The sequence below is a fragment of the Rhizobium sp. CG4 genome (assembly GCF_023701965.1).
Taxonomy (GTDB): Bacteria; Pseudomonadota; Alphaproteobacteria; order Rhizobiales; family Rhizobiaceae; genus Agrobacterium.
The window spans coordinates 1-26,290 of the sequence record NZ_JABAEG010000006.1 but is presented as its reverse complement, the minus strand read 5'-3'; the positions used below and the strand labels follow the sequence as shown (position 1 = coordinate 26,290).

Annotated in this window: 20 protein-coding genes; 8 read left to right on the top strand and 12 right to left on the bottom strand. The window is 55.9% G+C overall.

Annotated elements, in window-relative coordinates; translation table 11 throughout:
• The first annotated feature begins 208 nt into the window (after positions 1-208).
• Together HGO37_RS17140 and HGO37_RS17135 are read left to right on the top strand one after the other, a co-directional pair.
• Entirely contained in the window at positions 209-505 is a 297-nt protein-coding gene (locus HGO37_RS17140; protein ID WP_192489871.1) for a PRC-barrel domain-containing protein, read from the top strand.
• 187 nt (positions 506-692) lie between these two features.
• A complete protein-coding gene (locus tag HGO37_RS17135) occupies positions 693-1,301 on the top strand; it encodes a J domain-containing protein (protein WP_250984381.1) in 609 nt (202 codons plus the stop codon).
• A 95-nt stretch (positions 1,302-1,396) separates the two neighbouring features.
• On the opposite strand, the gene HGO37_RS17130 is transcribed toward HGO37_RS17135, so the two are convergent.
• The 6 genes from HGO37_RS17130 to HGO37_RS17105 form a co-directional block, all read right to left on the bottom strand.
• Positions 1,397-2,251: an amidohydrolase family protein gene (locus HGO37_RS17130; protein ID WP_250984380.1), complete on the bottom strand. Its 855-nt coding sequence runs from the start codon at positions 2,249-2,251 to the stop codon at positions 1,397-1,399.
• A complete protein-coding gene (locus HGO37_RS17125; RefSeq protein WP_250984379.1) occupies positions 2,252-3,244 on the bottom strand; it encodes an aldo/keto reductase in 993 nt (330 codons plus the stop codon).
• Positions 3,241-4,440 carry a mannonate dehydratase gene (gene uxuA, locus HGO37_RS17120; protein WP_250984378.1) on the bottom strand — a complete coding sequence of 400 codons (1,200 nt, stop codon included), beginning with the start codon at positions 4,438-4,440 and terminating at the stop codon, positions 3,241-3,243. Before uxuA ends, HGO37_RS17125 begins: the two co-directional genes overlap by 4 nt.
• A gap of 11 nt (positions 4,441-4,451) precedes the next feature.
• Positions 4,452-5,918 carry a mannitol dehydrogenase family protein gene (locus tag HGO37_RS17115; protein ID WP_250984377.1) on the bottom strand — a complete coding sequence of 489 codons (1,467 nt, stop codon included), beginning with the start codon at positions 5,916-5,918 and terminating at the stop codon, positions 4,452-4,454.
• Between the two features lie 78 nt (positions 5,919-5,996).
• Complete coding sequence (locus HGO37_RS17110) at positions 5,997-6,725, bottom strand: SDR family NAD(P)-dependent oxidoreductase (RefSeq protein WP_250984376.1); 729 nt, start codon at positions 6,723-6,725, stop codon at positions 5,997-5,999.
• 25 nt (positions 6,726-6,750) lie between these two features.
• A complete protein-coding gene (locus tag HGO37_RS17105; protein ID WP_250984375.1) occupies positions 6,751-7,512 on the bottom strand; it encodes a GntR family transcriptional regulator in 762 nt (253 codons plus the stop codon).
• Positions 7,513-7,685: 173 nt separating this feature from the next.
• Between HGO37_RS17105 and HGO37_RS17100 the strand changes: the two genes are divergently transcribed.
• The 5 genes from HGO37_RS17100 (at position 7,686) to HGO37_RS17080 (ending at position 14,072) form a co-directional block, all read left to right on the top strand.
• Positions 7,686-8,714 (top strand): sugar ABC transporter substrate-binding protein, encoded by a 1,029-nt coding sequence (locus HGO37_RS17100; RefSeq protein ID WP_250984374.1) that lies wholly within the window; start codon positions 7,686-7,688, stop codon positions 8,712-8,714.
• Between the two features lie 132 nt (positions 8,715-8,846).
• A complete protein-coding gene (locus tag HGO37_RS17095; protein ID WP_250984373.1) occupies positions 8,847-9,887 on the top strand; it encodes an ABC transporter permease in 1,041 nt (346 codons plus the stop codon).
• Positions 9,888-9,897: 10 nt separating this feature from the next.
• Positions 9,898-10,866 carry an ABC transporter permease gene (locus tag HGO37_RS17090; RefSeq protein WP_250984372.1) on the top strand — a complete coding sequence of 323 codons (969 nt, stop codon included), beginning with the start codon at positions 9,898-9,900 and terminating at the stop codon, positions 10,864-10,866.
• Positions 10,863-12,407 carry a sugar ABC transporter ATP-binding protein gene (locus HGO37_RS17085; protein ID WP_250984371.1) on the top strand — a complete coding sequence of 515 codons (1,545 nt, stop codon included), beginning with the start codon at positions 10,863-10,865 and terminating at the stop codon, positions 12,405-12,407. The genes HGO37_RS17090 and HGO37_RS17085 overlap by 4 nt, the downstream gene beginning before the upstream one ends.
• Positions 12,408-12,755: 348 nt before the next feature.
• Positions 12,756-14,072, top strand: a complete 1,317-nt coding sequence (locus HGO37_RS17080) for a solute carrier family 23 protein (protein ID WP_250984370.1) — start codon at positions 12,756-12,758, stop codon at positions 14,070-14,072.
• A gap of 233 nt (positions 14,073-14,305) precedes the next feature.
• Here the strand turns inward: HGO37_RS17080 and HGO37_RS17075 are convergent, their stop codons facing one another.
• Complete coding sequence (locus HGO37_RS17075; RefSeq protein ID WP_250984369.1) at positions 14,306-15,928, bottom strand: ABC-F family ATP-binding cassette domain-containing protein; 1,623 nt, start codon at positions 15,926-15,928, stop codon at positions 14,306-14,308.
• Positions 15,929-16,181: 253 nt separating this feature from the next.
• Here HGO37_RS17075 and HGO37_RS17070 point away from each other — a divergent pair, with 253 nt between their 5' ends.
• Positions 16,182-17,228, top strand: coding sequence for an alpha/beta hydrolase family protein (locus HGO37_RS17070; RefSeq protein ID WP_250984368.1), 1,047 nt, complete (start codon positions 16,182-16,184; stop codon positions 17,226-17,228).
• Positions 17,229-17,253: 25 nt separating this feature from the next.
• Here HGO37_RS17070 and HGO37_RS17065 read toward each other — a convergent pair whose 3' ends face one another.
• From HGO37_RS17065 to HGO37_RS17045, 5 genes are all read right to left on the bottom strand, one after another.
• Positions 17,254-20,427, bottom strand: a complete 3,174-nt coding sequence (locus HGO37_RS17065) for a Mur ligase family protein (protein ID WP_250984367.1) — start codon at positions 20,425-20,427, stop codon at positions 17,254-17,256.
• Complete coding sequence (locus tag HGO37_RS17060) at positions 20,417-21,619, bottom strand: beta-barrel domain-containing protein (RefSeq protein WP_250984366.1); 1,203 nt, start codon at positions 21,617-21,619, stop codon at positions 20,417-20,419. Before HGO37_RS17060 ends, HGO37_RS17065 begins: the two co-directional genes overlap by 11 nt.
• Complete coding sequence (locus HGO37_RS17055) at positions 21,620-23,872, bottom strand: type I secretion system permease/ATPase (RefSeq protein ID WP_250984365.1); 2,253 nt, start codon at positions 23,870-23,872, stop codon at positions 21,620-21,622.
• A 58-nt stretch (positions 23,873-23,930) separates the two neighbouring features.
• The gene (locus HGO37_RS17050; protein WP_250984364.1) at positions 23,931-25,766 is read right to left on the bottom strand and encodes a BapA/Bap/LapF family large adhesin; all 1,836 of its coding nucleotides are present in this window, start codon (positions 25,764-25,766) and stop codon (positions 23,931-23,933) included.
• The coding region (locus tag HGO37_RS17045) for a hypothetical protein (protein ID WP_250984363.1) at positions 25,763-26,290 on the bottom strand (528 nt) is incomplete at its 5' end. The genes HGO37_RS17050 and HGO37_RS17045, both read right to left, overlap by 4 nt.

Below are 26,290 nucleotides of genomic sequence, written 5' to 3'. Positions count from 1 at the left end.
GCTGTCGTCTCCGTCGCACGTTTTTTATCCGCAGGATTTGCCTGAAACAGACCGACAGTTCCGGTTAATTTTTCCATCAAACGGTGACCGTGCAACAGACATTATAACGGTTATCGTAACCTTTAGTGTCTGCGGCTACGCGAAAACTTTTGGAACCGATGGCCCGCATGGACGTTTTTCTAACTCCAAACAAGAGGAGAAAACGACCATGGATCACACTAATCACGTTCGTCTCACGACCACTGAACTCACGCCAGCAGTTTTGGAAGGCGCGACAGTCTACGGTGCTGACGATCACAAGGTTGGCAAGGTCGACCACATTCACGGTGTAGGCGCAGGCGGTAAGGCCATCATCGACGTCGGCGGCTTCCTCGGCATCGGTGCAAAACCTGTTGCGGTTCCGCTCAGCGATCTGGATTTCATGCGCGACGAGGACGGTGACATTCACGCCGTGACGGCATGGACAAAAGATCAGCTCAAGGACATGCCTGAGCATCACCACTAAATACCAGTTCGAAGCCCGGCCGCCGCGCCGGGCTTTTTACATTTGTTGCTGTTCTATGAGCGGATATTCCAGATCGGCACATGGTGCATGGGACAATTTGCAACGGTTCACATGATTTTAACAAAATAGATGGATGTCACGCGCTGTTTTCTTGATCAGTTGATCCCAGTCAACTTATAAGGCGCTCATGACATCTGATTCAAAAATTTTCGTCGGCTTAAGGTCAACCAAAAAAACCAAGGCTGCATCAAGCAAGCCGCTTGGCCCGAAGTGCCAATGGGACGGCTGCGAAAACGAAGGCGCGCACCGTGCCCCCGTTGGCAGGGACGGCGAAGGACTCTACCTGTTGTTCTGTCCGAAGCACACCAAGGAATATAACAGCGGATATAACTTCGCAGTTGAACTGTCCGACCCCGTCGTCGCGCGGTACCAGAAGGAAGCAGCGACAGGCCGTCGCCGCACCTATGGCACACCCGTCAACAAACCGTCGGAAGCTCCGCTGCCGTCATCCGCCCGTTCCGGCTCTGCCAAAACCATCAATGCCCGCAAGGATGCGGAACAGCGTCAGCGTGAAAAAGTTCAACTTAAGCAGCGCAAGTTGAAGGTGCTGGAAGCAAAGGCTTTCGAAACGCTTGGACTGTCAGAGGATGCGACACCTGAAGAAATCAGGCTTCGCTACAAACAAAAACTGAAAATGCATCATCCCGATGCCAATCAGGGTAACCGCAACTCGGAAGACGATCTGCGTGCAGCCATCGACGCACACAAGATCCTCAAGCTCAACGGTTTCTGTTGACGCTATAGGCAATGGGGCACGCAAGCCGTTGCTCGCGCACCCCATGTTACGACAGTCCAAAGCCTCTGGGACGCGGCATCAGATGTCGTTATTGATCAGCGCTTGCCCAAATAAACTTGTTTCGCGTTGAGCGTGCCGATCAATTGCCGCTCGTCGGCCGACAGGCCTGACAACAGTTCTGTTGTGATGTTGACCCAGTTGGCCAAACCGCCACCGACATCAATGACCGGCCAATCACCACCCCACACCATACGGCTCGGGCCAAACAGTTCGAGGACAGTGTCGCTGTAAGGTTTGACATCATCGATCTTCGAACCGGACGGATGGCAATATGTCGGCAAACCGGAAAGCTTCACCCAGAAGTTCGGCAATTCAGAAAGCTTGATCATCTCCTGACGCCAGGCTGCGAAGTCACCGCTAGCAATATCCGGCCTGCCGCAATGGTCGAGGATGAACACGGTATCGGGATCAGCACGAACCAGATCGTAGGCGATCGATAGCTGCCGTCCATCGAAACAGAGATCGACGGGATACCCGGCCTTGCCAATCTTGCGAAGATTGCGCCGATAGGTTTCGCTGCGGCTGAGATCATCCCGCATGACCTGAAGAATACGACGGAAACCCACCACGTTGAGGTCACCGCATTCTTCCAGCCAGGCATCAAAACCATCATCGGTTTCAGGACGGCAACTGGCGATCACACCCAGCATTTTGGGATAACCCGATCCGACCAGTCTTGACACCAGCCGCGCCTCGCTCTGGTAATCAACGTCATCCACGCCACTTTCCATGAAGATGGTGGCGGTGATGTTGCAGCCTGCAGCTTGCTCAGCGTAGACATTCTGGTCAAAAGTGCCGGACGCAATGGCCGGGACCTCTTCAGTCCATGCGTAACCGAGATCGCCACGCAGGATAAGATGCTGATGTGTATCGATCAGGTCTGTTGCCATTTACCCCTCCGTAGCGATCGCATGCTCTTCAAATTGCGCCCAAGCCGTCTCTGCGATGGTCTGGTCGAAAAGTTCAACATTACGCAGAAGGCTGGAAGGTTTTGCCGTGCCAATCAGTACGCTCACCACCAGCGAATTGCGCAGCGGAAAATGCAAGGCGGCGGCAGCAAGCGTCGTACCGGCCGACTGCGCAACCACTTCCATAGCCTGCACTTTTTCCATCACATCGGGCGATGCCTCGACGTAATTGAAGGTAGCGCCCGGCCGGGCACCGGTCGCAAGAATGCCAGAGTTGAAAACGCCACCGATCACAAGACGCGTCCCGGTTTCCTCGCAACGCGCCAGCAACTCGGCTTCTGCAGAACGGTCAAGCAGCGTGTAACGACCAGCAAGCAAGATGACATCCAGCGGCACCCGCGCAAGAAGGTTGAGGCAGGCTGGCACCTCGTTCACGCCAAGGCCAATGGCCTTGATTGCGCCGCTTGCCTTGAGTTCCTCAAGCGCCCGTGCACCACCTTCGACAAAATCTGCAAAATGGCGATCATAATCCGCACCGAGCGTGGTCGCTTCGAGATCGTGGATGTAAAGAATATCAATGCCATTCAACCCGAGACGGGCAAGGCTGTCCTGATAGGACCGCATGATACCGTCATAGGTATAGTCATGGACCACCGCGAACGGCAAAGGACGGACAAACCCGTGATCGGGAATGTCCTCCTCTGCGACGGGCTTCAGCAACCGGCCGACCTTGCTCGACAGGACATAGGACCCCTTGGGTTTGTCGCGTAAAAAGTCGCCCAGCCGACGCTCCGAAAGGCCGTGTCCGTAATGCGGGGCCGTATCGAAATAACGAATACCAGCCTCCCACGCCGTTTCCAGCGTGGCCATGGTATCTTCACGCGATACTTCGCGGTAGAGGTTGCCGATACCGGCGGCTCCGAACGAAAATGTACTGAGTTCAAGGCCTGTGTTTCCAAGTGGCCGCCCGATCATGCCGCCGCCCCCTCTTTGTCGAGTTGGCGCTCAATTGCGCGGATCGCGCCACGAAGCTCACCCAGGCCCTTAACGCGGCCGATATAGGAGTAACCGGGGTTGGTCTTCTTATCGATATCGTCACCGAGCAGATGCCCGTGGTCTGGGCGCAGTGGAATTGCGCGGCGGGTATCACCGGCTGCCGCGCGACGGCGTTCCTCACGCAACAACGCCTCGACAACACCCACCATGTCGGTACCACCATCCAGATGGTCGTCTTCAAAGAACGAACCATCCGCCTCGACGGTAACATTGCGCAGATGCGCAAAGTTGATACGCGGTGCAAATTCCGTCGCCATGGCAACCAGGTCATTATCAGGACGTGAACCGTAAGACCCGGTGCACAGTGTGATACCGTTGTAAGGGCTGTCGACGGCAGACAGGATGCTGCGAACATCTTGCGGCATCGATACAACACGCGGCAGACCGAAAAGCGAGAATGGCGGGTCATCCGGGTGAATGCCGAGATAAACACCATGTTCCTCTGCAACAGGCACCACTTCTTTTAGGAAGGCCAGCAGGTTGCTCTGCATTGTAACGGCATTGATACCGCCGAAGGATTCCAAGAGCGTATTGATGGATTGCCGCGTCTGCACAAGTGCACCGCCCGGCAGGCCGGCGATGATATTGCGCTCCAGCAGCAGTTTTTCGTCGTCACTCATCGCTTTTGCCCGCTGTTCGGCACGTGCAACGACGTTGGCATCATAGCTTTCAGCAGCATTGGGACGCTTGAGGATGAATACGTCATAGGCAACGAAATCAGTCATCTCGAAACGCAGGGCCAGTCCAGTGCCACGTTCGGTGCGCCAGCGAAGGTCGGTACGTGTCCAGTCAACCACAGGCATGAAGTTGTAGCAAACGGTGGGGATACCGGCACGACCGAGATTGGCTAGGGTTTCTTTCCAGCGGGCGATCGCCTTGGGCGCATCTGCGTCACCGCGTTTTACGCATTGCTCCATCGGAATGGATTCGCAAACGCTCCACTCAAGACCGGCCGCTTCGATCATCTCCTTGCGTTTGATGATTTCTTCAAGTGGCCAGGATGTACCATCGGGAATCTCGTGAAGCGCCGTCACCACGCCGGTAGCACCGGTTTGGCGGACATGTTCGAGCGTGATCGGATCATTCGGGCCGTACCAGCGCCAAGTTTCCTGCATGTATTCCTCCCTTAGGCAATATCATCAATGGCGCGAAGCGCACCGTGTGTCTTAATGGCGTGGCACGCAGCAGCCAGCGCCTCGGTGAAGCCGGATCTGTTTCTCCACTCAGCTGAGAAAACATGATCGAACTTCAGGAAATGTTCGACGACCTGTTCGGTCGGCAGCGCCTGTTGATCGACAACCGGCAACTGGTTGAATGCCGGATCATTGATGATGATCGGCTCACCATTTTCGTTTTTGATCGCGCAGGAGCAGATCCACAAGGCAGCGGCCATCAGCACCGCACCATGCGGTCTGCCTTGATCAATTAGTTCAGCAAGTGGCGACAATATGCGTTGCGGCACCTTCTGCGAGGCATCGGACGCAATCTGCACCGCCTTGTGCCGCAGCGAAGGATTGGCAAAACGCTGACGCAGACCACTGACATAGGTCGCACCATTAAGATGCGATGGCAGTGTTGGGTCTATTTCGCTCCAGTACCGGTCGATGAACCGGCGCACGCGCGGATCTGCGTAGACATCGGCAACCGTTTCGAGTCCGGTGATTTGGCCGATGGCGGCAATCGCTGTATGAGCCCCGTTGAGCATCCGGAGCTTCATGTGCTCGTAGGGTTCGACATCGTCGACAAATTCTACGCCTGAGGCTTCTAGCTCGGGGCGACCATGCGGAAAATGATCCTCGATGACCCATCGGAAATAGGGCTCTGCAACAACTGGCCAGGCGTCGTCCACGCCGAGCGCCTGGTTTACTGCAGCACGATCCTGATCCGTGGTCGCTGGCACAATGCGGTCTACCATCACGCAGGGGCAGGATACATTCTGCGCTATGTAATCTGCAAGATCTGAATCGGTCAGACCCGCGAACTCCACCAACAGCGCTTTCAGCACCTTGCCATTAGATGGCAGGTTGTCACAGGAGACGAGTGTCAGTGGTACGGCACCTTCGGCACGGCGACGTCTGAAGGCGGCGATCAGCACTCCATAGATCGAGCGCGGTGCCTTGGTAGCGTCTAGATCGTTCTGCACATCCGGATGGCTGCGCAGCAAGGTCCGCTCGGACAGATTGGCGAGATAGCCTTTCTCCGTCACGGTCAGGGTTACGATACGCACACGAGGATCGCTAAGCCGGTCGATCAGTTTTGACGGATCTTCCGGTGACACCAGAATTTCGAGGATTGAGCCGATAACCCGGTAGGTCACGGTCTGCCCGTTGCGTTCGCAATAGGTATAGAGATTGTCCTGCGGTGCGAGCGCATCACGCGTGTCGGCACTGCGCATCGAAGCAGCGACAATGCCCCAATCCGTCTCACCACGTCCAAGGCAATCATCAACAAAGACCGACTGATGTGCGCGGTGGAAAGCGCCAACACCGAGATGAACAATACCCGGTGTTACCTTCGACCGGTCATAGCCAGGAACCGAGATAACGGTTGGCAGGGCAGCAAGCGCTGTTTGTGAGAGACGGTTACCCGGCACTGTATTTCCAATCTACAATTACACGATTATGTCCTGACGGCGGGACTGAGGGCCGGCGATAGCTGCGGGCACGCCTGCTCAGCCGAACTGCAAACCGCCATTCATATCGATCACCACGCCGGTCATGAAACCGGACAGAGGTGATGCGAGGAACCGCACGGCATGGGCAACCTCTTCAGGTTCACACAGGCGACCAACCGGGATCTGTGCAAGCTGACGATTGCGATCTTCTTCCGACAATTGTTCCATGATCATGGGCGAAACGACGTAGGCTGGCGCAATGGCATTGGAGGTAATGCCAGCAGAGGCCAGCTCGCGGGCCGTGGAATAGGTCAAGCCGACAAGTGCCGCCTTGGACACCGCATAACCCGTTCCCGCAGTAAGACCACCGGATTTCCAGGCATAAGACGAGATGTTGATGACGCGTCCCCAACCATTTTCTTTCATCGCGGGAATGGTTGCCTGCGTCAGCAGAAGGGCAGCATCCAGATTGATGGCCATCAACCGGTGCCATTCCTCCAGCGTGGTGCCCGCAAGTTTGTTCGGCGAAAGTATGCCGGCATTGTTGACGAGAACATCCACGCGAGCATGGCGCTCAAGCACATCCTTCATCGCATGCTGAATGGCAGCAGGGTCCGAGAGGTCAACGACAACAGGCTCACAAATCGGGCCCAATTGTTCGATTGCAGCGGCATCACGATCGACCGCGAGCACATGGGCTCCCGCCGCAGCCAGCGCTTTTACGATAGCGCGGCCAATACCACCTCCCGCACCGGTCACCAGTGCGATCCTGCCCTTCAATTCCATTGAAACTCCCCTCCACTTGCCGTTATTAAACGGCCAGATTTTTTCTTTGCTGCTCGGACATCCGTCCGAAAATGACGAAAATCATATCAAGGTGCGTGACAAGCGCCTGCTCGGCGGCAGCACCATCGCCACGATCAAGTGCGTCCACAATTGCCAGATGTTCAGCGATAACGTCCGGTAGACGCTCGGCCGTCTGCCAGAGGCGATGGAAACGCGTCAGCGTAACCTTGGCACTCAGCACGGCCTGCCAAACCCCTTCGCGCCCGGCAAAGGTGCCCAGAAGATGGTGAAACTCCTCATCGGCGCGGAAAAATCCATCACCGTCACCTGCGGCGATAAATTGCTCTTGTTCACGGATCAACTGACGCATCGCGCGGCTCATTTCCGACGTCCATAACGGCAGAACCTCGCGCAGTAGCGCAATTTCCAGCGAGCGCCGGACAAAATGGCTGTCCTGAAGACCAGCTAACCGGATCGGCGCCACGAAGCTGCCGACCTGCGGATAAACATCCACCAGCCCTTCCTCGGACAATCTCTGGATAGCGGCGCGCACAGGTGTGCGAGAGATGGCAAACTGCCGACAAATCGAGTTTTCGCTGATTGGACTGCCAGGCGCAAGGCGGACTTCGATGATGGCGCGACGCAACGCAGCATGAACCTGATCCGAGGCGGAACGCTGACGATCCAGAACCAGCTCAAGCCCTTCCAGACCCGCAGATCCCAGGGTTACGCTCTGCAAGGAGCCTTGATCATTCACCTGCGGCAACTCGGTCAAAGTGCGCTTCATCTCACCTCATCCTGAAAAACGGTGGCCGCAAAGATTCCATTTGCAGCTTGTATACAAGTATTATAGTGTCCAAGCCGTTCTTGCAAGTGGCTAGTTGGGAGCAGCCCGCATTTTGGGCGCTTAATCAGACACCTGACAGAGTTGAGGAGGTCAACACAATGAGGAGGAAACTCATGTTGAATGGATTGCGTAGCTTTGCGGCTGTGACTGCATTGGGAATGAGTGTCGGCCTGGCTGGTATCGCGCAGGCAAGCGACACGACTGTTGCACTGGTGCCGGGAGGCCCGCACCCTTATTTCGCAGCCTGGGAACAGGGCGGCGCTGATGCCGTAAAAGAATTTGGCCTGCAGTCGGCTGACTACAAGGTGCCGCAGAAATGGGAACTCGCCCAGCAGAACCAGTTGCTCGAAAGCCTGCTTTCCCAGGGATATAATGGCTTTGTTATCTTCCCGGGCGACCCGGTTGGATCCGTTTCGACAGCAGAAGAGCTGACATCCAATGATGCAACAGTGATCGCGGCTGGCGGCTGCTTTAAAGATCCATCATCTGCAGCCTTCTGCCTGGGTACCGACACTGGTAACTCGGCCTATATCGGCACCAAGGAACTGGCCCGCATCCTGGGGCCGGGCAAAAAACGCATCCTGCATCTCACCGGCTTCCTGGTTGACCCGAATACGCAGCTGCGTATCGACGCCGTGAAGAAGGCTGCAGAAGAAACCGACAATGAAGTCGTGCAGGTTATTGCCGACATTGACGCGCCGGAACCGGCTGAAGAAAAGATCAACGCTTACCTCGCAGCGCATGCCAGCGAAGTGGACGGCGTTATCGCAACTGCCTGGGTACCATCGGTCGTTGCCGCCAATGCCCTGCGCAAAATCGGCGACAAGCGCATCAAGATGGTTGGTATCGACCATGACCAGGTTGTGCTTCAGGCCATCAAGGACGGCTTCGTCGACGGCACCATGCTGCAGAACCCGTATGGTCAGGCTTATGTCGGCTCCTACGCTGTCAACAAGCTGCGCTCGGGTTGCACGGTCAAGGCAGACGCGCCATTCAAGACCAATGCGCTGACCAGCAAGTTCATCGATTCCGGCACCGCCTTCATCGATGCCAGCCAGGTTGATAGCTATGTCGATTCGATGCGTGACGAAACCAAGAAGCTGCTCGAAAGCTTCGACGCCACCTATCTGAGCTGCAACTAAGATTTTTGAGTTCGAAGGGGGAAGAGGCTTCTCGAAGCCTCTTCCTTGCGTCGACGGAGCGTCGTCTGATCTGCCCCGTCCGGCATAGGCGTTTGCGCCTTGTCCCCACGACCGGAATTCGAAGGAACACCCATGTCATCACAACAAATTCCAGCACCCTCAGAAGTCGGCACAAGCCGTCCAGCCTTCGGCACGGGAACGTCCCGCACCAGTATTTTTGTCTCCAACGAATTCGGGTTGATCTTGCTGATCGCCATCTTCGTCCTTGTTTTCAGCCTGACGACGAAGGGTTTCCTCAGCCCTTTCAATCTTTTCACGCTTGGTCGTAACACTGCTGTCAACATCATGATCGGTCTGTCCATGATGACGGTAATCGTCACCGGCGGATTGAGCCTCGCGGTTGGCGCCATCGGCGTTTGTGCCGCCATGTTTACCGGTTACGCCATCGAGATCCTGCAACTTCCATGGCCACTGGCCATCGTGGGCGGTATTGGTCTGGGTGCGGCGCTTGGTTTCGTCAATGGTTTCACCGTTGTTCGCACCGGCTTGCACAGCTTCATCATTACCCTGGCCACCATGAGCATATTCTTCGGTGTCATGGTGTTCCTGACCAGAGCGGAGGCCTATCGCAATCTGCCGCCCGAATTTGCCGCCTTCGGCAAAATGAAATTTTTCACCTACTTCTCGCCACTGCTGCTGATAACCATCACCGTCGCCATTGCGCTGACCTGGCTTTATCGCCGCAGTGTTCTCGGCCGTGAAATGTTGGCCGCAGGTGCGCGCCCGGAAGCTGCAGAGCTGTCCGGCGTTCGTGTTGGTCGCATCACCGTGCTGTGCCACATGCTGTCGGGGTCCCTCGCCGCAATCGCCGCATTGATGCTCATTGCCCGCAATGGCGCCGCCATTCCATCGATGGCTGGTCAGCTGGGGCAGGACTGGTTGCTGCCAGCTTTCCTCGGCCCTGTGCTGGGTGGCGCGCTGCTGAACGGCGGCAAGGCACCTGTTTTAGGGACTTGCCTGGGTGCCGCCCTCGTCACGTTGTTGACCGGTGGCCTTCTACTGCTTCAGATCGGTGATTTCTGGGTACAGACCTTCCTTGGTCTTCTCCTTCTCGTCGCAGTGTTCATGGACAAGGCGCGTCGCAGCTACCTTGCCTATCATAACCTTGCCTGAGGTACGATCGATGACAAATTTCAAACTTTCCCGCCTCGCCAAGGCAGACTGGTTCGGACCGCTGCTTGCAACGGTGATTGCGATTATCGTGATCCGTAGCTTCAGCCCGAACTTCCTGTCATCCTTCAACATTCAGACACTGCTGCTGGCCATTTCCATCAATGCCTTGATCGGGTTTTCGCAGATGATCATCATCGCCATCGGACAGATGAACCTGTCAGTTGGTGCAATTGGCGGTCTTGCGGCAATCTCCTTTGCCGGACTGATGGAAATATGGGGGTTTCCAGCCCCGATTGCAGCTGTTCTCGCCCTTGGGATCGGTGTCCTCTGCGGCATGCTCAACGGTGTATTGATCAGCATTACCGGCATATCCGCCTTCGTGATCACGCTTGCGACACTGTCCATTTACAAGGGCATCAACCTGGGTATTACCCGTGCCCAGCCGTTTTATGGCATTCCTGACAGCGTCAAGGAACTCGGTTCCATGACATTGTTCGGCGCAATACCCATGCTGGCACTCCCAACTGTCATCGTCGCCATCGGCCTTTGGTATCTGCTTAATCGTCTGCCAATCGGTCGTTTCATTCTGGCTGTCGGCGGTAACGAACACGCAGCGTCCCTGTCGGGCATTTCGGTCCGCACCGTCGTGGTCGTTGCACACTCGATCTCGGGTCTGCTTGCCGCCTGTGCCGGTATGTTGCTGGTCGCACGTCTGCAGATCGGCCAGCCGTCGATTGGTGATGACTGGCTTATCCTGTCGTTTGCCGCACCGGTGATTGGCGGTGCAGTTCTGGCGGGCGGTCATGTCAGCGTTGCCGCCACCTTCCTCGGTGTTGTCGTGGTTGCGCTGATCACTCAGGCATTGGTGCTGTTTTCAATCGACCCGTTCCTTGTTCAGGTCGTGTTGGGAGCACTCATTCTTGCGGCCGTTGGCATCAACAAGCTGCGCGGCACGGCCCCCGTATCGAGAAAGGCATGACAATGACCATCACTCCCGTATTCGAAGCTATCAATATCGAAAAACGTTTTCCGGGTGTGAAGGCGTTGGACGGCGTGTCCCTTTCCCTTATGCCGGGCTCGATACATGCCCTGCTTGGTGAAAATGGTGCTGGAAAGTCGACACTGATCAAGGTGATCACCGGCGTTCATCGCCCAACATCTGGTCAGCTTCTCGTCAATGGACAGGATGCCCAGTTCTCCAGCACGCGAGATGCCGTGGCGAAGGGCATTGGCGTTGTTCACCAGGAACGCAATCTCATTCCGCGGTTTTCGATTGCCGAAAACATACACCTCGAACAAACAACCCGTCACGCGCTCAAGCCAATTGATTATGCCGAACTAAACCGTTCGGCACGCAAATGGCTGGATGCACTGGAATTCGACATCGATCCGGCAACGCCGGTCATGGACCTGTCAGTTGCGCAGATGCAGCTTGTCGAAATTGCCAAGGCACTGTCCCTGCAAAGCCGCGTTCTCCTGCTGGATGAGCCGACAGCATCACTGACATCAAATGAAACGAAAACGCTGTTTACGGTTTTGCGCAGATTGCGGGACAATGGCGTCAGTCTGGTTTTCGTCAGTCACAAGCTGGAAGAAGTTCTGGAGATTTGCGACCGTGTTACCGTGCTGCGTGATGGCGTCAATGCCTGCCAGAGCCAATCACTCGAAGGTCTTGGTCGTCAGGATCTCGTGCGTTTTATGATTGGCCGCAACGAAAGCGCTGGCGGCTGGCAAAAGCGCGACACGTCAACCAACCCGGTGGCCCTTGAGCTGAAAGACGTGTCGACAGCCATCGGTCATAGCAATGTCGACCTGACAGTCCGCAAGGGTGAAATTCTCGGCCTTTACGGCCTGATCGGAGCCGGACGCAGTGAACTCGCCAAATCGATCATGGGACGAATTCCGATCACCAGCGGCGAAGTGCTGATCGATGGGCAGGTTGCCCGTATCTCCTCGGTCGGCGATGCTATCCACCGATATGGTTTGGGCTACGTCAGTGAAGACCGCAAGACGGAAGGCCTGCTGTTGCCGCATTCGGTCCTCGCCAATGCTGGCATTGTCGTCTGGAAACGTTTGTCCGGCCTGTTTGGAAGCCTGTCCGACGCAAAGATCCGCAAGGCCGTTGTCCCATTCCTCGAAAGGCTGGAAGTCAAAACACCAAGCCTAGCACAAACGGTTGGCAACCTGTCCGGTGGCAACCAGCAGAAGATCAGTGTCGCCAAATGGCTGGCCGCCGGCATCAAGGTCCTGATCATTGATGAGCCCTCCGTCGGCATCGACATCAAGACCAAAGCCTATCTGCACGATTTGTTGCGTGAACTTGCCAATAATGGCACCGCCGTCATTGTCATCACCAGTGACATGCCGGAAATGGTCGCGCTGGCAGACCGGATTGTGGTGATGGATAATTACAAGGTGCAAGGCGCAATCGAAAACGACGGCGTTTATGAACGCATGAGTGAAGCGATCATGAACCTCATCCACAAGGTCAAACCAGAACAGGTCAGCGCCACAGCCTGACAGCTTGCCCCCAAGTATCGTCGTTTAAAACGGCTGATATCAACACCTACCTTGCCGACACCGGCCAGGTAGCCTGCCCGAACGGCAACTTTGTATACCTTGCTGGCGTGTGCGAAAGACGCGGCGCCCAGCTTCCTGCATATTATACTTCGGCGTTGTGGGTAATTTACCCAAGGCGATGACAGTCGCGCCCAATATCATTATCAAGAACATCCGGTGCGGGTGCGTCGAATCGACGCCAGCACCGTCACATATCGGGACAATGGTAATTTTACTTCACGCCTGCGACTTGCTGCGGATGATCTGCGCGCGGTTGCACGGCGCGCATCAAACAGAGCGGGGCGAGCAATGAACGAGACTGGCGGGTATTTTCCACGTTGGCGACTGAAGACGGAAGGGCGCATTCTGCCCGATGAGAGGCTGCCGACCGGGCAAACAGTTGTGCTTGGTTTTCAGCATGTTGTGGCCATGTTTGGTTCCACTGTCCTGGCACCTATTCTCATGGGGTTCGATCCAAACGTATCGATCCTGTTTTCTGGCATTTCAACGCTGATTTTCTTCATTGCCGTGGGTGGCCGGGTGCCGAGCTATCTCGGTTCGTCCTTCGCATTCATCGGCCCGGTGCTGGTTGCAACTGGCGCAGCCGCCGGGGCGGTTAACCCGGACATTTCGCTGGCCCTTGGCGGCATCATTGCCGCAGGCGCACTTTATACCCTGATCGGCCTGCTGGTAATGTTTGTTGGCCATCGCTGGATCGAGCGGCTGATGCCACCAGTTCTGACGGGTGCAATTGTGGCTGCCATCGGACTGGTTCTCGCGCCGATTGCCGTATCAAACGCCTCTGGTTCCGGTCCCGCAAGCCCCGATGGTGACCAGCTTTCCCGCTGGATTGCCATTACAACCTTTGTTGCCGTCGGCGTCGTCGCGGTTTATGCGCCGGGCATGGCGCGCCGCCTGCCAATCCTGATCGGTGGTGCGGTGGCCTATATCGCCTATATGGTGGTCACCAACGGGCTCGGCTTTGGCGCACCGGTTGATTTTTCCGGCGTTGCAGCTGCCGCATGGTTCGGCTGGCCTCATTTCACCGCACCATCCTTCTCGGCCTCGGCAATCACACTGATTGCCCCTGTCGTGATCATTCTGGTTGCGGAAAACCTCGGACATATCAAGGCAATCGGCGCAATGACTGATCGCGATCTTGACCCCTACCTTGGTCGCGCCTTTATCGGTGACGGTATTGCCACGATGTTTTCCGGCGCCTTTGGCGGCACCGGCATGACCACCTATGCTGAGAACATGGGCGTCATGGCGGTAACCCGGATCTTCTCGACGCTTGTTTTCCTGGTTGCTGCGGCAGTCGCCATCATTCTTGGCTTTTCCCCGAAATTCGGCGCGCTGATCCAGACCATTCCAGGCCCAGTGATCGGTGGTCTCTCGATTGTTGTTTTCGGTCTGATTGCCGCGACTGCGGGCCGTATCTGGGTAGAGAATAAGGTCGATTTCTCCGAACCACGCAACCTGATCACTGTTGGTGTCGCACTGGTTCTCGGCGCAGGCAATTTCAAGCTACAGGTCGCAGGCTTCACGCTTGACGGTATCGGGACTGCAACGATCGGTGCAATTGCACTCTACCACCTGCTTGGAATGACAAGCCGCCGCGCCTGATCACTCCATCTGCAATACCCCTCCCGCTTCGCCGCATGGCAGGCGGGAGGGAAACATGCCTGATGACAACGAGAAACGACGTCATCAAAGTTTGAGCATGCACACCTAAATTGCACTCAAAGAGTTGGCTTCAAAAGCGAGTGCCTTGCTGCTCCTTGGTAGAGGCAACGGCGAGCATTACAGGTGAACAGCGGTTGTGACAGCGACGTTCCAAGAGCATCCGTGCTGAATAATCAACTGCTCAGGCCCGGTGCCTCATGGCCGGTACGTTCGACATATTCCGTATAGCCGCCGCCGTATTGATGAATACCATCGGCGGTGAGTTCCAGCACCCGGTTCGACAGGGCAGCAAGAAAACGGCGATCGTGCGAAACAAACAGCATGGTACCTTCGTAGGCAGCCAGTGCCTTGATCAGCATTTCCTTGGTATCAAGATCAAGGTGGTTGGTCGGTTCGTCGAGAACCAGGAAGTTTGGAGGATCAAACAGCATGGCCGCCATAACAAGGCGAGCTTTCTCACCGCCCGAAAGAATACGGCAGCGCTTTTCCACATCATCGCCAGAGAAACCAAAACAGCCACAAAGTGCCCGCAGTGGAGCCTGTCCGGCCTTTGGAAACTTCTGTTCCAACCATTGCAGAATGGTCAGTTCACCCTCCAGCAAATCCATAGAGTGCTGCGCGAAATAACCAAGTTTGACGCTAGCCCCCAAATTCACCGCGCCCTGATCAGGGTCGGTCGATCCGGTCACCAGCTTCAGCAGCGTGGATTTCCCGGCACCATTGACGCCCATGATGCACCACCGCTCCTTGCGGCGGATCATGAAGTCCAACCCTTCGTAGATAGTACGGCTGCCATAGGCCTTGTGAACACCCTTCAGGTTCACAACATCATCGCCCGAGCGCGGCGCGGGAAGGAAGTCAAACGCCACCGATTGGCGACGACGTGGTGGTTCCACGCGGTCGATCTTGTCCAGCTTCTTCACGCGGCTTTGTACCTGCGAAGCATGTGACGCACGCGCCTTGAAGCGTTCGATAAACTTGATTTCCTTGGCGAGCATCGCCTGCTGGCGCTCAAACTGGGCCTGCTGTTGTTTTTCGTTCTGCTCGCGCTGGCCTTCATAAAATGTGTAGTCGCCAGAATAGGTATTCAGCGAACCCGCATCGATTTCGATGATCTTGTTGACGATACGGTTCATGAACTCGCGGTCGTGCGAGGTCATCAAAAGCGCACCCTCATAGGTCTTCAAGAAGGATTCCAGCCAGATTAGGCTTTCGATATCAAGATGGTTCGAAGGTTCGTCGAGCAGCATCACATCGGGGCGCATCAGAAGAATACGGGCCAGTGCCACGCGCATCTTCCAGCCACCGGACAATTTGCCGACGTCGCCATCCATCATTTCCTGCGAAAAGCTGAGGCCCGCCAAAACTTCACGGGCGCGGCCTTCCAGGGCATATCCATCCAGCTCTTCGTAACGTGCCTGAACTTCACCGTAGCGCTCGATAATCGCATCCATCTCATCCATGCGGTCAGGATCGGACATCGCCGCTTCAAGTTCGCGCAGTTCGGCTGCAATGACGCTGACCGGGCCAGCACCCTCCATAACTTCGGCAACCACGGACCGGCCTGCCATTTCACCGACATCCTGATCGAAGTAACCGACTGTCATGCCTTTTTCGACAGCAACCTGACCTTCATCCGGCTGTTCCTCACCGGTGATCATACGAAACAGCGTCGTTTTGCCTGCTCCGTTCGGGCCAACAAGACCAATCTTCTCGCCGCGATTGAGCGCAGCAGACGCTTCGATATAGAGGATACGATGGCTGGCGGACTTGCTGATATTTTCGATGCGGATCATGAAACGGAATGGCCTTCTGAATTGTGCGCACCCCTATGGCATGGACGCGGCAGAAACACCACACCCGCAGCTGTGAAAGGATTTTGACAGCTCCTGTCTAACCGTGACCGCGATGCTAACGGCGCCGTTACCACCACGTTAAGCTTCATGCACAAACAGGCTTGCAAGAGACGGGCGGTATCTGGTGTGATGGCGAAGGAACTCACTCGATTGTCATCAGCATAGCGAATGAAGTCATGAGCGGAGTACGTCATTGAACACCCAACAACCAAGACTCACTTGGTGGATCATTCGCTGGGCTCTGCTGGCTCTGGCTATTCCCGGGGCATCGCATTCTGCGCTGGCGGATGCACCGCGTCTGGGACCGTTTGAATTACCCAAACCGCGCCAGCTGACCGTTTTTAACGACCAGCAAAGCTTTGACCCGACCGAGGCGCTCAACGGCTCCTTCACAACGGAGAAAGCTTGCAGCGATATTCCCTACGGTCTTTGGGTTGAGGTCGATGGCCAAGGGGATTGCATTCGTTATTATCCGCATGCGCTGGCGGATGGCGAGAACCAGAAGGTGCTGGTTTATTTCGGCGGTGACGTGATGTTGCGCAGTGCCAAAGGGGTTCGGTTCATAACCGAATCCTATATGCGGCAATCACCGGCGACCATTGCGACTGACATGGCGGAATGGGCACAAAAAGCCGGGCATCCGGTGATCTTCATGGCGAGGCCTGGCATATACGGCTCCTCTGGTGATCACAACAATCGTCGTCAACCGCGTGAAATTGCCCTGATGGGACATGCGCTGGACCTGATCAAACAACGGCACCGGGTATCATCCTTCATTTTAAGCGGTCATTCCGCCGGGGGGCAGATCGTGGCGGGCCTTCTCAACAAACGGGATGATGTTTCGTCTGTTGTTATCACATCCGGTCTGGTGTCCGTGAAACAGGTTTCTGATTTCTGGGAACGACGCCGCAAACTGCCCGGGAAGCTTCTCTATGATGCATCCGGCTTTTACGATCCCATTGAGGAAATCGACAAAATCACGACAGAACCACGGCCGGATATTTATATCATATCGGACCCGGAAGACCGGGTCGTGCCGTTTTTTAGCCAGCTTTATTACGTCAGACGTTTGCGCGCAGCTGGTTTCGAGCCGCACCATATCTACGCTCAGGCCACGGATCGTCAGCGCCATCTACTCGCCCAGCACGGCCGTCTTGCAGCCGCGCTGCTGGCTCAGGGGCAATCGAAGGTCGATATTCGCCGCGCCGTAAACGAGATGGATCTGGAACAGTTCAAGTAGCGGTCAATTTCCACGACCTGCGAAGTCAGGCAGCGGCGCTGCCGTCAGCGCTTTTCTTCAGCCAGGCAACCAGCTCATGCATGCCCGCACTATGTGAGCCCTTGACCAGCACGACGTCTCCGTCTTGCAATTTTTCCCGCAAAATGTCCTTGAGAACCTGCCGCGAGTGCACATAGGCGCCTTTCAGTTCCGGGGACAGTTCGTCCCAGAACTCACTGTAGAGATCACCGGCAACATAGACCTGATTGATCGAGCTCTCTCGCAGCGATACCGCAAGTTCGGTATGATAGCTTGCAGCACCGGGACCCAGCTCTGCCATTTCGCCCAACACGGCAACCCGGCGGCGGCCATCACCGTGATCGTTCAAACGATCCAGCGCCGCGCGCATCGAGCCGGGATTGGCATTATAAGCATCGTCAATCACCGTCAGACGGCGACCGTTGAGTGACAGGCAAATCTCTTCGCCACGACCAGGCAGTGCCGCAAAGCTTTCAAGCTGCGCGATGGCCGGTTGCAGCGGATGGCCGAGCGACGCCACTGCGGCCAGCACGGCGAGACTGTTTAAGGCCATATGCTGGCCAACCGCACCGACACGGTAGCTGATCTCACGCCCCTCAATACGGGCATGGGTCAGACCATCGGCGGCGTTATAGCGGATCAGTTGAAATGCGCAGTCGTCAGTGGTCCCGTAGGTCATGATATCGAGCCCGCGTTTGCGCGCAGCATCATGCACCGTATCCCATTCCAGCATATCCCGGTTGAGCACGGCGACGTCGCCGGGATACATGCCAAGAAAAATCCCGCTTTTTGTTCTGGCAATATCGGCGACCGTGCTATTCCGACCCAAATGAGCCGGCAGAACGTTGGTGAAAATGGCGACCCGCGGCCGCGCCATGCGGGCGCTTACCGCCATTTTGCCAACCGCCAGTTCCAGAACCACATGTGGCGTGTTCCAGGCCATGGAGGCCAGATTCCAGCCAACACCGGCAGGCAGATTGGCATTGTGATGACTTTTGCCAACATCGCCCCAGGCCGAGAGTGCATGTGCAAGCATGGCAACGACAGTTGTCTTGCCAGCACTGCCGGTTACACCAAGGACATTACCTGTCATCTGACGGCGCGCATAATCGCCCATATCAAGGATGGCACGCGAACCATCTTCTACATGCAGGACCGGACCCGGATAAAGCTGCGCCAGTGTAGCATCCGTTGTAATAAGGCCCGCCGGGGAAGGTAGGCCGTGAAGATTGGCAACGGCAACGCCCGTTTCCCCATCTGCGCTGCGCACCAGAACAAGTGCACCCGGCTGCATCGCTGGCGCGAAGATACAAAGTCCATTGGCCGTCCAGCCCTCAGCCGGTTGACGAAGCCACCGGCCACCGGTTGCGGCCTCGACATGAGCAGCGGTCCACTGCCCATCGGGAAGCGGGACCTTGGGTGTTTCCAGAACGGGTAAAGAGCGACGTTTGGCTGCTGCAGATTGGCGAACCAGTTCACGAAAAGCTGCCCGTTCCCGCAGGTAGCTGCGATAGGCGACAAAGCCGGAGAGGTAATGCTCCACATCATCAATCCGCACCCGGAAAGCGTGATGGCGGATGAAGAATGAGCCGGAAATGCGGTTGGGATTGCCGTAATACATCGCCATTTCTGGCCAGAAATGCCCATTGAGCAGGTGCTGCGCCCGTTTTTCGAGCGCCCGCTCGAAATGCACCAAATCGATATCGCCAAGCAACCGCTGCAACTGTGGCTCCGCCGCGATCCGTGACAAGGTCTGTCGCGCCGCCATCATCAGTTCCAGCAGTGTCGGAAAGGTGGTGATGCGGTTTTCAACAAAGCCGAGATAACCGGCAATGTTGCGGATGGCGAAACGAAAATACCGCTCCTCCGGCTTATAACGGGTCAATTCATTGACGCAGTAACCAAGCCAATGATCGTGATGTTTCCAGTGCTCCTTGGCTATGAAGTGTTCAAAAGCCTTCTCCACCGTCGCCAGCCACACTGTGTCTCCGGTCAAAGCATAAAGACGCATTAATCCGAAAGCCGCCTCACCGTCGTAATAGATGGTGCGATACCGCTGCTTGACGCTCAGATCCGGAAAATTCAGCACGTGGACAAATGCACCGGTCTTGGCGTTCTGCATGTGGCGGATGCCAAGCGCCAGCCCCTCCGCCAATTCCAGCCAGTCATGATTGCCCATGACTGTCATGTATTTCACAAATGCCAGTATCGCGACGGCGTTGCCGCCCAGCTTGATCTCGCCGTCGGCCTCAACGAGAAAGGCAGCGTCAGCCCCATCGGGAAGGACAGCAGGTTTTATCAACATCTGAGCCAGATATGTCAGGGCACGGTCGATCGCATCCTTGAGCTTTGGGTCACGCGTCACTTCCCAAGCCTCTATCATCGCATAGGTCGTGCTGGCGTGGCGCAGCGCATTGTAAGCGTCAATCCGCCGATCAAAGCAGGCGTGATATCCATAAACAAAGGAACCATCTGGCTTGACCTGTCCGGCTAGATAGGTCGATGAATCGCGGATCAGCGACAGTGCTATGCCGCCGTCAATCTTTTCAATTTTACGTCGTCCTGCCTCAAGGCCGGTTCCATCCAGCTGGTGCAGCCTGCCAGCCTCATCGCAGAAGACACCCTTCGTCTGGAAAAGATAGACAGACTGGTCATCCGCAAAACGCAGTTCGGGGAGTACGTGATACCGTGTACGGGCATAGAGACTGAAATTTTTCTCATTGAGTACAGCATGGTCAATGGTGTTGCCACCATAAAGCATCGCGTTCGCGTTCAATTCCTGTTCCGTGAACGTAAATCGCAAATCCGTATCAAGTGCGATGCCAAAGCGAAAATAGTTACGCTTGACCTGATCAAGCAACGCTTTCAATCGTGACCAGGTTGTTGCCTCCGCAACATCAACCCAGTCCACACGAAGCCAGCGCCCCTTGATGCCGTTCGCCTTCATGACGTTTAAAAGCTGCTCAATGCCTTTTTGCCATGCCGATTCCAGCGATGGCCCGGAGGCATTGATCACGCGCGCCTTTTTGTCACCATCCGAAACGGAAAAAAACAGAGTTACAGCCGGGAACGGTCTTTTCAGCGGGTGAATTCGGCCGCGCAAATACGACCTGACGCTGGAAAGCCGCTCTGTCATATCCTGCGGCGTTATCGGCAATACCGCCTCTATATCAACGTTCACGCAGCGCCTCCCGAGCCTTGTTGAAAGGTTTGATAAGATATTCCAGCACGGTCTTTGCCCCGGTATGAATGTCGACAGTTGCGACCATACCCGGCACGATCGGAAGTTCCCGGCCGTCGGCATTCACAAGCGCATCTTTTTCGGTCTTGATGAAGACGCGGTAATAATAAATCGTGCGATCAACCTCGTCTTGGATCGTGTCGGGCGAAATGGTGGTTACCTGCCCGTCGAGACTGCCGTAAATCGCGTAATCATACGCGCTGACCTTAACGCTCGCGCGCTGACCGGGGTGGATGTAGGCAATGTCACGTGGCGAAATACGGGCTTCGACAAGAAGCTCGTCCCCCAGCGGAATGATATCCATCAGCTTGCCGTTAGGCGGTATCACACCACCAATCGTCGAAACTTCGATATTCTTGACGATACCCCGTACTGGAGAACGACGGGTCAGGCGGGAAAGACTGTCGGTCCGACCGGTCACGACAGGTGAGAGCGAATTCACCTCGCCATTCATCTTGGCCAGTTCCTCCCGTGCGCGCACAAGATATTCTGATCTGACTTCGACCTTCTTGAGCTCCAGTTCAACGATCTGCCTGCGCAGACGGATAACTTCCACGTTGCTTGCCGCCCCCACGACCCGCAGCTCCTCGTTAAGCTTCAGCTCACTGCGCACCAGTTCAAGCGATTCTTCCACCCAATGCAGGGACTGTTCAAGCGACTGGCTACGCGCATTGTAAAGTTCGGTCTCGGCGGCAATCAGTGAAGGATAAGCGTCCAATGCCGGTGAAAATGCAAGTGCCGTGCCGTTGACTTCGGCATCAAGCCGCGCGGAAGCTGCCAGTGCGGCACGATATTTTGCCGCGGTTTCTTCAACATCCGATTCACTTCTGGTGGGGTCGAGCTGGGCAAGAATCTGCCCAGGTTCAACCACCTGGTCCTCCCGCACAAGCAGCTTTGCGAGAATGCCGCCCTCCAGCGACTGGATGACCTGCTCGCGGCTGGTAGGAACTACGCGGCCGTCACCGCTGGAAACCTCGTCCAGTGTTGCGAAATAGGCCCAGACCAACATGGCGATCAGCAGGAGAACAAAAATCTGTACCACCCGGGTCGAACGGCTCAGTTTTCGTCCGTCATCGTCACCGAAAGCCCATCCACCCTGACCGGGAAAATCACGATCGCCGATTGTCGCCATTCATGCCTCCTTGACGGTCTTGAGTGGAAAACCTGCGACTGCGTTGCTACCAACGCTACCGGTAGTCTTGGCGCGATTGTCCTTCGGGGGAACCACCTTGGTTACGCCGCGCAAAGTGTTGAGAACCTCTTCCTTGCTGTCATCGAGTGCAACCTGACCGCCCTCAACCACCACAATGCGCTGGACCAGATCAAGGACACGCATGCGGTGGGTGGCAACGACCACTGTCCGTCCTGCACTCCAGGTCTGGAAGCGTGCAATGAACTGACGTTCCGTCGCCTCATCCATTGCAGCCGTTGGTTCATCAAGGAGCACGACGGCGGGATCGCGAATGAGCAGGCGCGCCAGCAGCAAAGCCTGCTTTTGACCACCGGAAAGACCCCGGCCACCTTCAAGGATAGGATGATCAAGCCCGCGCGGCAGCTTCCGTACGAAGTCATCGGCGCCTGTCATTGCCAACACCTCAAGCAAAGCAGTTTCAGGCGCATGCAGGGCACCCAAAGTCACATTTTCACGGATAGTACCGTGAAATAACCTGGTATCCTGCGTCAGAAGGCCGACATGGCGGCGGACATCGGATGGATCGATTTGCGACAGTGCCAGATCGTCCAGCAAGATTTCTCCGGCAGCTGGTTCGATCATGGCGGACATCGCCATCAGAAGTGTGGATTTTCCTGCACCGTTTTTGCCCAGCACCGCGACTTTCTCGCCAGCGGCAATGGCAAGGTCACCAATGACAAGCGCCGGCTTTCCGGCTCCAGCACCATAATGGAAAACAGCACCCTTGATCCGGTAAGCCCCGCGCAGATTTGGCGCGCTGACGCGTGTTTCGGTCGCCGGATGGTCAGAGGGCATTTGCAGGATGGCGTCGATGCTTTTGAGGCCGACCCGTGCCTGCTGAAATCTGCCAAGGATTTGAGTTAGTTGCGCCATTGGCGCCATCATGCGTGAGCCGAGAATGGAGCAGGCAACCAAAGAGCCGGTCGTCATGTCACCCTCCATTACGATCGGTGCACCGACAAAAACCACGGCGGCAAATGTTCCTGTCTGGATAGAATGGCTCCACGCGGCGAGACCGTTGGTGATGGAACGCAAACGAAGCTGACCTTCAGCCGAAACTGCATTGTAATGGTTCCAGCGCTGCTGGAAATGATCTTCGGCCTGCAGGGTTTTGATATCTTCGATGCCCTGCACCGCCTCGACCAGCATGGCATTGCGCAACGAGGATTCACGCATGGCTTCATTGGCTGCCGCCCGCAGTTTGCCCTGGACAAGAAGGCCCGGCAGCAACAGGAGAACCAGGGCTGTTATCGGAATGAATACCAGTGGTCCGCCGATCATCCAGAAAATGAACAGGAACAGCAAAAAGAACGGCAGGTCAGCGACCGCGGCCACCGTCGTCGAGGTCAGAAGTTCACGCACCTGTTCCAGATCACGCAACTGGGCGATGAATGTGCCTGTCGATGTCGGACGAGCCTGGTTCTTCACACGAAGAGCATGACCGAAAACAAGATCCGATATGCGCATGTCAGTCCGTTTGCCGACAATATCGATAATGCGGGTGCGCAGCCGCCGCATTATGAAATCAAAGAGGGCGGCAAGAAGCACGCCGATAAACAGCACATAAAGCGTGTTGAATGACTTTGATGGCACCACCCGGTCATAAACCTGCATGGAAAACATCACGCCTCCCAATGCCAAGACATTGGCAACCAGAGACGCCAGCATGACATGGCTGTAGGCGCCTAAGTCCTTGAAGGCAATGGTGCGGAACCAGTGTTCGCGATGCGGGGCAATGTAACTATCGACCCGTTCATCCACTGTGCCGCGTTGCGGGCGTGCCACAACGGCAAAATCACTATGCGACAGAACGATGTCGAGAGGCAGGGTCGTGGCGCAACCACCATCGCCGCTAAAGACAACGGAAACCTCCTGGCTGGCAGAAAGTGCCGTGACAACACCGACTGCACCATCCGCAAATTGCAGGATCGTCGGCAGTCGCCAGCTTGTCAGCAGGTTGGAGGTCGGTGCTGCCCGTTTGATGCGCAGCCCCATTTTGCCTGCCATCCGGGTCAGGCATTCTTCTGTCCCGTTATTATGCAGCGTCTCGATAAGCTGTTTGGCCGCACCGGGAGAAAAAGGCACGCCATAATGGCGTGCCACATATTGGAAAGCTTCATTCCAGCCCGCGATATCGAGGCCGGGTGCGTTGGTGTCCGGGGGGGATTCCGTTTGTCCATCGGAAAGAGACATCAATGCTCCTCTTGCGCGGCAGGTGGACTGTTGGTGCCAACCTGCCGCTTCAGTTCTTTCAGACTACGTGCGAGTTATGAGAGTTCCAGTCGTCTTCGGTGGCGAGATGCCCGAGGGGATCAAAGGGCAAATCTACCGGATCCGGAGTATCGATCATGTCCACACGCTCTTCGACGGTGGTCAGGTCAGCATCCGAATCATCCGGAGCAGACAGCGCATCCAGTCCCTCGAGAGGAATAGTCAGGTCATCGCCAGTATCATCGATGAGCTGTGACAGATCGTCATGACTGTCCGTGGGTGCATGTGAGGAAGAACCGTCGTCATGGGTTGCATCGATTTGGTCGAGCCCGCCAATATCGTCTGCAACAAACATCATCATTGTCTGGACTGGAACACCAGCGCCAGATGGCTCGACGGTGACAACCAGAGATGATTGTTCCACAGGCCCTGTAGGATGCATCAACTGATATTCAAACGTATCCGTCTGAACATCGGTGAAGTGCGTCAGGGTCGGGTCCGGCACATAACTATAACTTCCGTCAGCATTGACGGTAAGCGAGCCATAATCACCTTGGATGGTAATTTGACCAGTCACATTCACGTAGTCCGACCCGTTGAAAATCTGGAACGTCGTGAACGCTGACCCTAGGTCATCATTGGTCAGGAGATTTCCGGTATCGCCGGTTGCAGTGTCGAGCACATACTGGTCGGTATAGGTGATATCAACGTTGGTTACGACAGATGCCGCAACATTCGCCACCGAACCATTCAATGTTGCTTGTACACGATAGTTTCCTTCGACAAAATTGACATCAGATAAGTCAATTGTCGCTACAGGAGCGAGTGCACCAACGAGGACATTGTAAGGCTGAGTGGCGACCTGCACCCAGTTTCCGGGCGTGACCTCTCGTTCAAGAGAGATTTCACCGCTAGAGGCAATCGCAATCGTCAGCGACATGACGATTGAACCAGAGACCTCCATATTGTCGGTAATCGTAAATGTATCACTGGTATATGTCGCAGGTGGTGCGAGAAGAGCAACACTCACAGAGTCAGTGTCATCAAAGAAAGCATTATTCGTTTCATTTTCCCAAACGAATGAAGCACCTGCATCGTCACCTGTAGCGGCAAAATCCAAGGTTGCTGGCGAGCCAGGATTGGCCGCATCCCATGTCATATCGACACTGTCGCTGCCGATTTGGACATTCAGTGTCGCAGTGCCTGTATTTCCGTCGGCATCGATCAGGGTGTACTCGAACGTATCGACTTTACCTATGCCAGCACCGCTGGCAGATGGTGTGTAAGTGAAAGTACCGTTCGGCAGGATGGTCAATTGACCAAAGTCACCCTGAATCGTCGTTCCCGCAGGATCAATTGTCTGACCATCTACACTCTGCACGGTTGTGCCAGCAGGAACATCGTCATTGCTCATGACATTGCCGATTGCGGCAACGGGTTCGTACCCAGCAATGTCGGTAAAATCATTATCCGTTGCAGTGAGGTTCAATGTGCCGCCGACACCAATACCGATCAAAGTACCGTCGTCATACCCCATAAAAGCGCGGTATTCGCCGGATTCAAGTCCGGTCACGGTTCCGCTGGTTCCTCCCAGAAGAGCCAGCGACAATGGGGTGGATTGCCCTTGGCCATTGATGCCAGTCCATTGCTGAGTTGCCGGATCCCATTTTTGCAAAACGAGATTGTAGTTCCCGATCACCCCGACATTGGCAAGTCCACTCACGTCGTACTGCAAATCTTGGGTGTGGCCTGCATCAACCTCGAACTCGATTGCATTTGCGATAACCTGCAGGTCGATATTGAGCAGGTTGACGATAGCAACATAACTCGCGTTACCCAGTGGCACATCTTCCGTCACTGTTGGCAGAATTGTCACGCTGGCTGATGCCACGTCATTGGTAGGCTCGAGATCTGCGTCAGCGTCAGCGTCAGCATCGGCATCAGCATCAGCGTCGGCATCGGCATCAGCGTCAGCATCGGCATCGGCATCAGCATCAGCATCGGCGTCGGCGTCGGCATCAGCGTCGGCATCGGCATCAGCGTCAGCATCAGCGTCAGCATCAGCATCAGCATCAGCATCAGCATCAGCGTCAGCATCGGCATCGGCATCGGCATCAGCATCAGCATCAGCATCAGCATCAGCGTCAGCATCGGCATCAGCGTCAGCATCGGCATCGGCATCGGCGTCAGCATCGCATCAGCGTCAGCATCAGCATCAGCATCGCTCGGCGTCGGCATCAGCGTCAGCGTCGGCATCGGCGTCAGCGTCGGCGTCGGCATCGGCGTCAGCGTCGGCATCGGCATCGGCGTCAGCATCGGCATCGGCGTCAGCGTCGGCATCGGCGTCAGCGTCGGCATCGGCATCGGCGTCAGCATCGGCATCGGCGTCAGCGTCGGCAT